We start from the raw sequence: 11,820 nt of genomic DNA, 5'->3' as shown, positions 1-11,820 counted from the left end.
GGGTAATTCATGAATTACCCCTACCTATTTGCGAAGCAGGTTGGCGATAATTACTTAACTATCTAACAAACTTCTTAGCATCCAAGCAGTTTTTTCATGTAATTGTAACCGTTGGGTGAGGAGATCGGCTGTCGGTTCGTCGCTAGCTTTTTCGGCACTAGCATAAATCGATCGAGCCGTCCGACAAACTGCTTCTTGTCCTTCAACCAGAAGTTTAATCATCTCCGTGGCTTTAGGTACACTGGTTGTTTCGGGAATAGAGCTGAGTTTGGCATATTCACTATAGCTACCAGGTGCGGGAAATCCTAATGCCCGAATCCGCTCGGCAATCAGATCTACTGCTAAAGCTAGTTCGTTATATTGAGTTTCAAACATCAAGTGGAGAGTTTGAAACATTGGCCCCGTAACATTCCAATGAAAGTAGTGAGTTTTCAAGTACAAAGTATAAGTATCTGCTAATAGTCGAGACAACCCACCCGCGATTTCCTCGCGAGTATCTGCATCGATTCCGATATCTACTTGCATCATTGTTGCTGGTGCTCCTGAAAATATTTACCAATCCCTACTTACTATTCTACTCGCAATTTTATCTAGACTGGCGATCGCGTTGACTCAGTATGCGCTCTACTCATTTGCCAAGCGCAATCTCCGCTCGCTGCTAACACTTTACCTACAAGCTTGAGTTAATCTAGAAAGTAGCGTTTTTACTAGTTCGAGCAATGCCCAAAATTACTGGTGCTACAAAGTTATTAGGTGTCATCGGCAATCCAATCTCGCATACCCTCTCGCCGCTGATTCATAATGCGGCAATCGCCAAGCTAGGTCTAGATAACTGCTACGTGCCATTTTGCGTCCAGCCAGCTCATCTAGCCGCTGCCTTAGATGGCTTTGCCAGCATCGGTGTCATCGGCTGTAGCGTCACCATTCCGCACAAGCAAGCGATTATGCCCCTCTTGGTGCATGTTACCCCGTTGGCACAAGCCGTAGGTGCCGTAAATACGATTTGGCATACCCCCGCTGGCTGGCAGGGTACAAATACTGACGTAGCTGGATTTATCAGCCCGCTCATGGCACTAGCACGAGACTGGGGACAGACAACGGCAGTAGTCTTGGGAAATGGGGGCGCAGCTCGCGCGGTAGTCGCAGGATGCCATCAGTTAGGCTGCGGTAAGATTCAGGTATTTGGTAGAGATGCCGCTAAACTTGAAGAGTTCAAGTCGAGTTGGCAACAGATCGAACTTAGAGTTAGTAATTGCGACATTCACACACCTGTAAAGATCGAGACTTGTCTGTGGGATGAGTTAGCAACTATTAGCGATCGCGATGATTTATTAATTATTAATTGTACGCCGATCGGGATGTCTCCCCACATCGAAAATAGTCCGATCGGTGCTGAATTTTTCCAAACAATCGGTGCTAATTCGATCGCTTACGATCTGATTTATACACCCCGCCCGACTCGGTTTCTCCAACTAGTACAAGCCGCTGGATTAGTCTCGATCGATGGTACGGAAATGTTAGTTCAACAGGGAGCCATTGCTTTTGAATTATGGTTTCAACAGCCAGCTCCTGTAGACATTATGCGCCAAACTCTAATCGAACATTTAGATAGTCGGTCTTAATTATGCCTAACTGTTTAGAGTTATAATTAATTGAAAATAAGATTCAACCTAACTACTCAAGTAGATTTAAATATATGTCTGAAGCTACTATTACAGCAGATATTAGTGCTATTAAATCTCAACTGGAGACAGAGATTAGCAAATATCAAGCGGAAATTTATTTACGGCAAGCCAAAATTCATGCTCTAGATGTCTTTGGCGATAGCGATACAGTTGAAAGTTGGCTGATAGAAAAGAATCCCGCCTTAGATGGCATTGCTCCGGCTGCGCTATTAGATAGCGCAGCCGGATTAGAACAGGTAATCGATTTGGTAAATGCCATCAGACACGGTGTATACATGTGATTAAGATTATCTGGAGAATTTGTGAAGCTACATTTGCAGAAAGTGCTTTTAGTGGCGAGGGTGCAAGTATAGTAGGTGGGCGGTGGAATTCTAAAGGTAAGCGGATGGTATATACTGCCGAAAATCTATCTCTAGCTATTTTAGAAGTATTTGTTCATCTCAATGTACCCACCGTAGAACAAGATTTTTTCGTAGCTATCAAAGTAGAAATTCCAGACAACCTCGATGTCGAATACATGAGTGCTGACAGGCTACCATCAGATTGGTATTTATCTAGTTCCAAATCTTTATTACAGGCGCTTGGCGACGAATGGATTGATTCCGTAAGAACTCCAATCTTAGCGGTACCGTCAGCAATTGTCCCCCAAGAGTTCAATTGTCTCATCAACCCATTCCACCCACAATTCGATCGATTAATTATCGATCGTCCACAGCCTTTTAATTTTGATGCAAGCATGTGGAAATAAACTTGACATCATCGATGTTCGCGTTGCGACAACTCACATCGGTTTACAAGGATATTCCTACAGGCTAGGATATACAAAGGATAAACTAAAATATTGATATGACTGCGATCGTCAATAAGTGGGGTAATAGCTTGGGAGTGAGAATTCCTCAGCCTGTAGCAAACGAGATTGGTTTGACTGTTGGTACAGAAGTAAATGTCGAAGTAGTCAATAACACAATTGTGATCTCACCCGTCAAGAGAAAGTATCAACTTGAGGACTTGCTAGTTGGCGTTACGCCCGAACTAATTGGTGGTGAATATGATTGGGGTGAGTCTGTTGGTAAGGAGATATGGTAGATAAATACATCCCCGCCAAGGGTGATATCGTCAAACTTAATTTCAATCCGACACTAGGCAGAGAACAAGCTGGCTTTCGTCCCGCTCTAATTGTGACATCGAAGGAGTTTAATCAATCTACCCAACTAGCATTAGTTTGTCCGATTACCAGCAAAGTCAAAGGTTTTCCGCTAGAGGTGCTTTTACCTTCAGGATTAATAACTAGTGGGGTAATTTTGATATTTCAAGTTAAAACTATTGACTGGGTAGAGCGGCAGGCTAAGTATGTAGAGTCTTTACCAGCAGAGACATTAGAGGAATCGATCTCTAAATTACACGTAATGATAGGCTAGCTATCTTAATTGTGTCCGCAGTGCGGACACAATTTTGGCATTACTATATTAGTAGGTAGACGCAAACATTTATAGTACTCTAAAAGTCTGGAATTTAGATGGCGGGCACTGCCCATCTTACTAGCTCTGTCGCTCTCCCGCTCCGCCAGATCGATTGACAAAATTTATGACTACCTCGGCTTAATTTGTAGTATTGGTTAGCAAGCTATTTAGCTCGATTGGACTATTTAAGTAAGCACCTTCGATAATAGTTAATATTTTTTACACTTTTAGCACTTCATAGCTAAACTGTTAGAATAGTACATTTGGTATAATAACACAGCAGGACAAACGATGTAAATTGATAACATAACTTTCAAAGCTGTCATTTACCTTAGTTTTTTAAAATTGATTGCTGTGTAGCTTAATTAAGTTACATAATAATTATATATGTGTTAGCCCCTTAATAGTACATATCGATCCTCATATAAATATTCATGACGACTAGAACCCTTGGGCAACTACTCTACGCATTACGACAAGGTGATTTGTTATTACCTAATTTTCAGCGCCCATTCGTGTGGAATCCAGAACGGTGGCAATCACTCATAGCATCAATTTTACTAGAGTATCCTGTCGGTCAGGCTTTAATTGGAACAGAAGCAGATAGTAAGATGATGTCTATAAATAATCCAATGTCTATTTCAGACAAGGCATTACAAGATATCTTGTTAAAGAAAGTAGGCTTGACGCAAGATGACGTAAAAGGTCTCAAAGCAACGGAATATTTACAGACAGGGAATGCTTACCAATGTGAATACCTTCTAGATGGTCAGCAAAGATTAACGGCTTTAGATTTAATACTTGGTACGACATATCATTTTGCAGGTAGTGAACTAAATAGAAATTACAGGCTGAGATGGTTTTTGAATCTTAACAAATTAGGGCTGCAAGAATTAAAATGGCTGAACGTTCGCGAAATGCAGCATGAAGATGTTTGCGAAGCTTTTGTATTTTTAAAATACAAGAAAAATGATAGGACTAGTTTATTTTACCATGGTAGATCTGAATCAGAATTGGCAGATTTGTGTATAGTAAGAGAGCTGCAAAACCAATCTGGATTGGAAGATGGTGTGTATCTGCCAATGGACAAACTATACATTGAGAACGAGAATGATAAATCAATTGAATTTGATCCTACAAAATTTTTAATAGACTTGTTTGATGAAAGACAGGATATTATTATTGCTCAAACTTTTGAAGGCAAGAGCCTTAAACAAACATATAGTAATGGTGAAATAGAGAAAACTCAGTATGATGAACAGTGGAAAAAGCTTAGACGTAACTTTTTAAGCTGGAGAGCTAAACTTCAAGAGTTATTGACTGATATTATTAGATTTCAAGTTCCAGTATTAGAGGTTCCTTCTAAAGAGTTCAATCGCCTGTCTGGTATTTTTTCTGTTATTAATATGGGAGGTGTTGAGTTAGAAACTTTTGATTTATTAGTCGCGAAAACAACGACTAAAGATTCTAGTTTAAGAGATATAATGAGGAGTGCTTGCGCTGAAAGTACAAAGGATTTTAAAAAGCACATAAATCTGATTCCAGAAGCTGCTAGAGGTGAAGGTATAGACAGCTTTTGGAATATTGGATATTTTCTTGGAGAGAAGAATATAGAAGCAACACAGCAAGTGGATCGTGGGAGTAAGTTTCCAGAATCTATTGCTAGATCTTTTGCTCAAACGATATCACTACATGCCAAGTTATCTCATGCTCTCGGAGATGATTGGTCAGTCAGAAATAATCTACTAGACAGTAATAATATAAAGGACATAAAAAAGGCTGCTATCTCAATTATTGAATTAAAGGATTGGGGATACTCAGACAAGATAATACTGAACTTGTCCCCACAAAATGTCCAAGCCATACAGGAGCAAGCCGCCAAACAATTGTTACGTGCATATTTTTTCATGAAAGCAAGATTGGGCATTTCTAAGCTATCGAATCTCCCATACAGACAGATGGATTTAGTACTAGCATGTGTACTAAGCGACGCTGTATGGAATAACATATCAAAAGATCCTACTGGGACAGTGGTAAGGAAGATTCAGTGGTGGTACTGGGGATCTCTATTTGGAGGTGCTTATCAGAAAGCACATTCTTCTATAGATAAGCGCATATTAGCTGATATTCCTCGATTGATGGCATACATATCAAAACCAGTAATTAAATGGTCAGATATTTCCGATCTTAGCGATGATGAGTCTACAGACAGAGGTTTTACCGAACTAAAAATATTAGGATCGAAAGGTAAATTAGGCAATCGGTTTGAGATGATATGTGACGTAGATGGCTACTCAAATAAAGAAGCTCTAATAGCAGCTCATAATAAAACTATGGGTATGGCTATCCTGTCCTTTTCCATTAAAAATGGACTGTCAGATTTCAAGTATCGAGATAAAACTAATGGTAGTCATGAATTAGAGCGTGGAGAATGCCTACATGTTGGGAGAACAGATCTGCAAGCAGACCACTTATATGCTGTCAATTCATGGTATAAGTTTACAGGTGAACAGGTAGACCGGAATGGAGACCATCCCATTAATTCTCCCCTAAATTATTCCTGGATATCTGCCAAAGCTAACCGCTACTGGTCAGATAACCCGTCATTTCAGAAATTAGAATTAGAGTCTGCTATAAAAGGAAATAAAGATAGCATTGATTTTTTGCATCATCATTTACTATCTATAGAATCAGTCGAATGTGAATATGAAAATATTTCACTTGGTTCTGAAGACTATCAAAAACAAAATGCAACTAAGATATTAAAAGCTTTATTAGAAAAAAGATTTGAAAAATTAAGACAAAGTATCTTAGCAGAAAATCCAGAAAGTTAATCTAAGTTAGGATAAGCAACTCAAATGTTAGAGCTAGAGAATCGCAGCGTACCTGAACTAGTGTCAGAAATAGAAAGACTTAGCGAGGAAATTCAGGAACTATATTGTCTCGATCGAATACCTTGGGTCTTAGGAGTATCATGGGGTAAAGATAGTAGCTGTATTCTTCAATTGATTTGGAATGCAATTGCTCAACTTCCTGTAGAACAACGTACCAAGCCAATTCATGTAATTACGACAGATACATTAGTAGAAAATCCAATTGTCTCTGTTTGGGTGAATAGATCGATCGAACAGTTGAAAACTGCTGCTCAACAACAACAGATGCCAATTCAAGCTCATTTACTCTACCCAGAACTTAAAGAACGGTTTTGGCCTAATTTAATTGGTAAAGGTTATCCTGCGCCAAGGATGAGATTTCGATGGTGTACTGAACGCCTAAAAATTAATCCAGCTAACCGTTTCATTCGCAATGCCGTTCATACCTGCGGAGAGGTAATACTAGTTTTGGGTATGCGTAAAGCTGAAAGTAATAAGCGTGCCACTGTTATGGAAAAGCACGAAAAAGGTCGGGTACGGGATCGATTAAGTCCTAGACCTAGTTTAATTAATTCTCTTGTTTATACTCCGATCGAGGATTGGCGCACTGATGAGGTGTGGATGTATCTGATGCAATTTAAGAATCCTTGGGGTGGGAATAATCAAGATTTATTTACTCTCTATCGAGGTGCGACTGCCGATAATGAATGTCCCTTAGTCGTCGATACATCTACCCCTAGCTGTGGCGATTCTCGCTTTGGCTGCTGGGTGTGTACGCTCGTGAGCAAAGATAAATCGATGGAGGCAATGATTCAGAATGATGAAGACAAAGAATGGTTGCAGCCATTATTAGATATTCGCAATGAATTGGATATTCATGACGATCGCGACAAGCGAGATTTTCGGCGGATCTATGGTAAGGTCGAACTATTCGAGCGTAAGTCTAAAGAAGATAAAGAAGTAACTGAAGTAGTGCCAATCCCAGGGCCATATACTAAGTTTTGGCGCGAACATTGGTTGCGGCGGGTACTGGAGGCGCAGGTACAAATTCGACAAACTGCACCGCTAGATATGCAGGATATTACGCTGATTACTGATGAAGAGTTAGGCGAAATCAGACGAATTTGGTTAGAGGAAAAGCATGAGTTTGATGACAGTTTACCCCGAATTTATGAGGAGGTAATGGGCAAGACTTTTCAAGATAATCGTATTCAAGAAAAGAAATTATTAGGTGGGGATGAGTGGTCGATTTTGGAAGAAATCTGTAGTGATGATGCTATGCACCTGGAATTGATGGCAAAATTACTCGATACCGAACGCCAACATGCAACCAAATCGCGGCGCGGAGTTTTTGAAAACCTCGAAAAGTGTTTTGATAGTAGTTCGCGATCGAAAGAAGAGGCAATTGCGATCGCACATGAAAAGCGCGATCTTAAGGAGGCGGCAAGTCAGGGTAATGTTGATAAGGTCAAGCAATTAACTTGGGCGCAAATGAAGTTTAAAAATGATGAGGATGACTAATTAGCGATCGATACTTTATCAGTAACTAAGATTTTCATCCCTTCACGGGCGACGATCGATCCAGCAAAAGTCTGTTGTGATTCTACCTCGATCGAGTCCATAAATTCATCATTATGATTGGGATCGTGATGAAAAATAACTAGCTGTTTGACATTAGCAGCTCGGGCAATTTTGACACCTTCTTGCCATGTCGAATGTCCCCAGCCGACTTTACTAGTTTGGGGATGATGGTACTCGGCATCGGTATACATCGAATCATAAATTAAAACATCGGCACCAGCGGCTAATGCTAAGATATTGCGATCGAGTCTGTCTGGAAAATGCTCGGTATCGGTAATATAAGCCACAGCATAATCTCTCCAGCTCACGCGATATCCCATTGCGCCGCCGGGATGGTTTAACATGCCTGTGGCGATAGTCACATCGCCCAATTTTATCTCGTCGTTATAGTCGAGATTGTGAAACCGTAAATTTGCCCCCATTACCTGTAATGGTACGGGAAAATTGGGCTGATTCATCTGATCGTGCAATCGGTGTTCGATCGTCACGCCGTGGGGAATTACACCGCCGTAAATATCAAATTCATTTCCCTCCATGAATGCGGGGGAAAAGAACGGAAATCCCTGAATGTGATCCCAATGGGAATGGGAAAAAAATAGATGTCCGCTGACGGGAAGATGACTGAGTAAGGATTGCCCGAGGACGTGAATCCCGGTTCCCGCGTCAAAAATTAGCCGATAGCCACCGACTAACATTTCCACGCAGGGCGTATTCCCGCCGTACTTGACTGTGGCGGTTCCCGGACAAGCAATACTGCCGCGTACGCCCCAGAAATGAATGATAAATTGGTCTTCTGGTGTGGACATGGGATCGGTTGGTAGCTTAGCGATCGTCGGGACATAAGTTATTATGCCCACAAAAAGGAGGTTCGCTCGTGAGCTGCCAAAAATTGCGGCTTTGGCTCAGAGTGTATAGGTAAAATCCTCGACTAGTAATCCAGGTACCCAGCTACCGCCGAGTTGCCGACGACTGTATGTATCGACATCGGGAATAAATTCCACGCTGTTTGTCAATGCCATGAGGTTATCGCCCCAACAACGGTAGAGACTCTCATCAAAGCGTAAATTGGCGATCGGCGCAACGATCTCGCCCCGTTCGACCCAGAAACAGGCATAGCGAGTCATCCCAGTTACTCGACCAGTCGGTCGATCGCTCCAATTGAGATAATGGAGATTGGATAAGTATAATCCTGTATCTAAACTTGCTAAGATCTGCTCTGGGTGGAGATCTCCGATGCCGATCTCTGCCGAGCGGAGGGATTCGCCGCGATTTGCGCCATTGGCGGGTTTTTGATATTCTTTAGCGGTACGAGCATTAACGAGGGTATTTGCCAATTTACCTCGATCGATCAGCGTCAGGTTCGCTGGGGCAATTTCGCCCAGTTCGTTAAATCGCGGTACCAATCCCCGTTGGAAATTTTCCGAAATCGTCAATTGGGATGAGAGCGATTGTTCGCCGCGTTGCAGTGCGCCAAAACAGCTTCTACCCTGCTGCAAAGCCGCCTCGCTAATTCCTCCCCAAGACAGCATCCCTAACAGGTCGGCAGTCGCCGCTGGAGCTAGGTAGGTACGATATTTGCCCCGCTCGATCGTTTTTAATGGTTGCTCTAACCGAGTGAGTTGATTCTTAGACTCGGTAATTTTCGCTTGGTAAACCGCATCATCCCAGTGACTGCCAGCTAAAGTACCTTTGACAGCTTGCCCGGTACTGGTAAATAGCGAGTAATCGAGTGTATATGACTGGGTAGCAAACCAGTGTTTTTGCCCGCTGCTATCGGCATAACCGCGCATCACCACTCCGCCAGCATATAAACCCGTGAAGTCCAGATTTGCTACCACTGGCAACAAAGTAGTTACTACTTCGGCATCTGGCAATAGTGTCCCAGCATGTACCTCATGACTGGTAGCCGTCCCCGTGGGCAATACTAAATAAGGATCGATGGGTAACTGCGGCACTTCTAAACGCAGCGATGCCAACGCGGCACGAGCTTGGGCCAGATCGATTTCTGAGTCGCCAGTAAAGGGGAACTCTACCGAACTACTCCGCTGCTGGGCAATCAACTTTAGTTGGAGACTCCCATCGGTGACGATGCCTGTCTGGCGCACCTTGGCATGATTGAAGCGAGTAAATTGACTGACCTCACCCTGCAAGCGTAATGTAAATTGTTCGTCTGCCTGGAGGCTCTGGATTAAGCCTGCCAATACCCGGTCGAAACTAGCTTCTAATCGATCTATCACAGCAATTCATTTAGTAAGTGGATCGGCTCTCGATCGCTCAATTCTTAAGTTAAAGACTGAGTTGAGAAGTATATATTCTCAAGTATATAAATATTATTGGCAATTGTTGGCAGATCGAGACTTGAATGGTAAATTATTTAGACAAGAAGTTAATTAACTTCACTTAGGACATCAACTGAAGTTTAATTTCAATCTCATTAAAAATAGAGTAGTACTTCGATCGCGATCTCAGATATCAGTCTAGGATAAAATCATAGCAAATATTCTTAATTTGGCAATATAAATCTAGTACTCATTTGCCGATTATCTCGTGCATCTTATTGGCGATCGCTTGTGACTCCTGCTGGAGAAAATCAAAGAAAGTACTGGCAACAATGGACAATTGCTTATTATCAGGATAGATAATATACCAATGACGCTCGATCGGGAAATGTTGAACATCCAAAATTGTCAAGCCAGATAGCGCCGCTTCGTGTGTAAAGGTATGTTGGGATAGTACCGAAATCCCTAAACCTACACCAATTGCTTGTTTGATTGCTTCATTGCCGCCTAATTCCAGCCGTACTTTTACCGATACCCCATGCTTAGTTAGGAGCTGTTCGACAGCATCGCGGGTACCCGAGCCACGTTCGCGCATGATGAATGGTTCGTTTTGTAACTTGGAAATCGGGATATTTTTTTCTTGAGCGAGGGGATGGGTTTTGGGGGCGATGACTACTAAGGGATTTTCTAAAAATGGATGTAACACCACATCTAAGCGATCGGGAATTTTACTAATAATATAAAGATCGTCCAGATTTTCACTCAATCGCTCTAGCACCCGTTCGTGATTGGTGATTTCTAAGGCAACGTCTACGCCAGGATAGAGTTGACAAAAAGGCGCGATCGCGCGCGGCATAAAATATTTAGTAGTAGTGATCGTTGCCAGTTTGAGTTTACCCTGCTTCAAACCTTGAAAGTCGGTAATTTTCATCTCAAACCGAGACAATTCATTAAAAATTTCGCGACAGGTAATTAATAATTCCTGTCCGGCTTGGGTGAGATAGAGCTTTTTACCGATTTGCTCGAATAGCGGGATGCCAATGTTTTGAGTGAGCTGCTTGATTTGCATCGACACGGTTGGTTGCGTCAAAGATAACTCCTCTGCTGCCCGAGTAATACTAGTTAATCTCGCAACAGTTTCAAATACTTTTAATTGATGGAGTGTAGATTGACGCATCTAAGTTAATTAATAATTGACAATCCATCGAGCTGTAACTGGCGATCGGTTCGACTTCATCAAGCTATCTTAGCTTGGAACCATCCGACAAATTTAGCATATCTGCCGAGGCTAGCGGTTAGGATTTTGATTAATCTTCGCCATCGTCGAGATCGGTCAAAGAACAGTCTAAAATACGACATAGCAAAACTACCTGTCTAATTGTCAATCTAGGTTCACTGCGTCCTTGTTCCCAGTTACTTACCGTCTGGTCTGTTATTCCCAATGCGTAAGCGATATCCCTTTGAGATAGATTGTGCTGTTTGCGGAGACTGACGATGCGTTGGCGTAGCCTCTCAGAGTGAGAATCGGTCAATCCCATACTCGATCACAAATTAATTTAGATAAAATAACTTGATATACCCTAAACTAATTTGTAATAATCTTAACTCATAACCTCCTTCATTAGGCAGATGATGAAAATTTTCTCGTTCTTTGCTGGTATTGGCTTCCTCGATCTAGGCTTTGAAATGGCTGGCTTTGACATTGCCTATGTTAATGAGATCGAACCATCATTTTTAGGTGGCTATCAGTACTCGCGGAGTCAGATGAAATTATCACAGCCAGAATATGGGTACGATCTGTGTAGTGCGGCTACTTTACTTGAACCAGAGAAGGCAGCGAAGTTTAGAGATTTATTAATTGACGCAAAAAAGGACGGTTCTCCGATCGGGTTTATCGCTGGGCCACCTTGTCCAGATTTTTCAGTTGGTGGCAAGAATAGAG

13 protein-coding genes are annotated in these 11,820 nt (G+C 42.0%); 8 read left to right on the top strand and 5 right to left on the bottom strand.

The window, feature by feature from the left end; genetic code table 11:
- Nucleotides 1-54: 54 nt before the first annotated feature.
- Nucleotides 55-528: a Dps family protein gene (locus RMO52_RS12935; RefSeq protein WP_396134970.1), complete on the bottom strand. Its 474-nt coding sequence runs from the start codon at nt 526-528 to the stop codon at nt 55-57.
- 191 nt (nt 529-719) lie between these two features.
- On the opposite strand from RMO52_RS12935, the gene RMO52_RS12930 reads away from it, so the two are divergent.
- The 7 genes from RMO52_RS12930 to dndC all read left to right on the top strand — a co-directional run bounded on the left by RMO52_RS12930 (nt 720) and on the right by dndC (nt 7,539).
- On the top strand, nt 720-1,622 hold the full coding sequence (locus RMO52_RS12930; RefSeq protein ID WP_309742325.1) for a shikimate dehydrogenase: 903 nt from the start codon (nt 720-722) through the stop codon (nt 1,620-1,622).
- A 74-nt stretch (nt 1,623-1,696) separates the two neighbouring features.
- Nucleotides 1,697-1,966 carry an MbcA/ParS/Xre antitoxin family protein gene (locus tag RMO52_RS12925; RefSeq protein WP_310414774.1) on the top strand — a complete coding sequence of 90 codons (270 nt, stop codon included), beginning with the start codon at nt 1,697-1,699 and terminating at the stop codon, nt 1,964-1,966.
- Nucleotides 1,963-2,433, top strand: coding sequence for an RES family NAD+ phosphorylase (locus RMO52_RS12920; RefSeq protein WP_310414771.1), 471 nt, complete (start codon nt 1,963-1,965; stop codon nt 2,431-2,433). Before RMO52_RS12925 ends, RMO52_RS12920 begins: the two co-directional genes overlap by 4 nt.
- A 98-nt stretch (nt 2,434-2,531) precedes the next feature.
- Nucleotides 2,532-2,771 (top strand): AbrB/MazE/SpoVT family DNA-binding domain-containing protein, encoded by a 240-nt coding sequence (locus tag RMO52_RS12915; protein ID WP_310414767.1) that lies wholly within the window; start codon nt 2,532-2,534, stop codon nt 2,769-2,771.
- Nucleotides 2,765-3,103, top strand: coding sequence for a type II toxin-antitoxin system PemK/MazF family toxin (locus tag RMO52_RS12910; RefSeq protein WP_310414764.1), 339 nt, complete (start codon nt 2,765-2,767; stop codon nt 3,101-3,103). Before RMO52_RS12915 ends, RMO52_RS12910 begins: the two co-directional genes overlap by 7 nt.
- Nucleotides 3,104-3,579: 476 nt before the next feature.
- The gene (locus RMO52_RS12905) at nt 3,580-5,979 is read left to right on the top strand and encodes a DUF262 domain-containing protein (RefSeq protein WP_310414761.1); all 2,400 of its coding nucleotides are present in this window, start codon (nt 3,580-3,582) and stop codon (nt 5,977-5,979) included.
- Between the two features lie 24 nt (nt 5,980-6,003).
- Nucleotides 6,004-7,539, top strand: a complete 1,536-nt coding sequence (gene dndC / locus RMO52_RS12900) for a DNA phosphorothioation system sulfurtransferase DndC (protein ID WP_310414758.1) — start codon at nt 6,004-6,006, stop codon at nt 7,537-7,539.
- On the opposite strand, the gene RMO52_RS12895 is transcribed toward dndC, so the two are convergent.
- The 4 genes from RMO52_RS12895 to RMO52_RS12880 all read right to left on the bottom strand — a co-directional run bounded on the left by RMO52_RS12895 (nt 7,536) and on the right by RMO52_RS12880 (nt 11,410).
- Nucleotides 7,536-8,405 carry an MBL fold metallo-hydrolase gene (locus RMO52_RS12895; protein WP_310414777.1) on the bottom strand — a complete coding sequence of 290 codons (870 nt, stop codon included), beginning with the start codon at nt 8,403-8,405 and terminating at the stop codon, nt 7,536-7,538. The genes dndC and RMO52_RS12895 overlap by 4 nt on opposite strands.
- A gap of 96 nt (nt 8,406-8,501) precedes the next feature.
- A complete protein-coding gene (locus RMO52_RS12890; protein WP_309742319.1) occupies nt 8,502-9,836 on the bottom strand; it encodes a metallopeptidase TldD-related protein in 1,335 nt (444 codons plus the stop codon).
- 292 nt (nt 9,837-10,128) lie between these two features.
- Entirely contained in the window at nt 10,129-11,055 is a 927-nt protein-coding gene (locus RMO52_RS12885; protein WP_309742318.1) for a LysR substrate-binding domain-containing protein, read from the bottom strand.
- 130 nt (nt 11,056-11,185) lie between these two features.
- The gene (locus RMO52_RS12880; protein WP_309742317.1) at nt 11,186-11,410 is read right to left on the bottom strand and encodes a helix-turn-helix transcriptional regulator; all 225 of its coding nucleotides are present in this window, start codon (nt 11,408-11,410) and stop codon (nt 11,186-11,188) included.
- A 97-nt stretch (nt 11,411-11,507) separates the two neighbouring features.
- On the opposite strand from RMO52_RS12880, the gene RMO52_RS12875 reads away from it, so the two are divergent.
- The coding region (locus RMO52_RS12875; protein ID WP_310414755.1) for a DNA cytosine methyltransferase at nt 11,508-11,820 on the top strand (313 nt) is incomplete at its 3' end.

This window comes from Chamaesiphon sp. OTE_8_metabat_110, assembly GCF_031382685.1.
Taxonomy (GTDB): domain Bacteria; phylum Cyanobacteriota; class Cyanobacteriia; order Cyanobacteriales; family Chamaesiphonaceae; genus Chamaesiphon.
This window is presented reverse-complemented; position numbering and strand designations above follow the sequence as displayed.

What these genes read in the sequence shown, in the direction of transcription:
- RMO52_RS12935 (WP_396134970.1), bottom strand. Translation starts at nt 528, where the DNA reads ATGATGCAAGTAGATATCGGAATCGATGCAGATACTCGCGAGGAAATC.
- RMO52_RS12930 (WP_309742325.1), top strand. Translation starts at nt 720, where the DNA reads ATGCCCAAAATTACTGGTGCTACAAAGTTATTAGGTGTCATCGGCAAT.
- RMO52_RS12925 (WP_310414774.1), top strand. Translation starts at nt 1,697, where the DNA reads ATGTCTGAAGCTACTATTACAGCAGATATTAGTGCTATTAAATCTCAA.
- RMO52_RS12915 (WP_310414767.1), top strand. Translation starts at nt 2,532, where the DNA reads ATGACTGCGATCGTCAATAAGTGGGGTAATAGCTTGGGAGTGAGAATT.
- RMO52_RS12910 (WP_310414764.1), top strand. Translation starts at nt 2,765, where the DNA reads ATGGTAGATAAATACATCCCCGCCAAGGGTGATATCGTCAAACTTAAT.
- RMO52_RS12905 (WP_310414761.1), top strand. Translation starts at nt 3,580, where the DNA reads ATGACGACTAGAACCCTTGGGCAACTACTCTACGCATTACGACAAGGT.
- dndC (WP_310414758.1), top strand. Translation starts at nt 6,004, where the DNA reads ATGTTAGAGCTAGAGAATCGCAGCGTACCTGAACTAGTGTCAGAAATA.
- RMO52_RS12895 (WP_310414777.1), bottom strand. Translation starts at nt 8,405, where the DNA reads ATGTCCACACCAGAAGACCAATTTATCATTCATTTCTGGGGCGTACGC.
- RMO52_RS12885 (WP_309742318.1), bottom strand. Translation starts at nt 11,055, where the DNA reads ATGCGTCAATCTACACTCCATCAATTAAAAGTATTTGAAACTGTTGCG.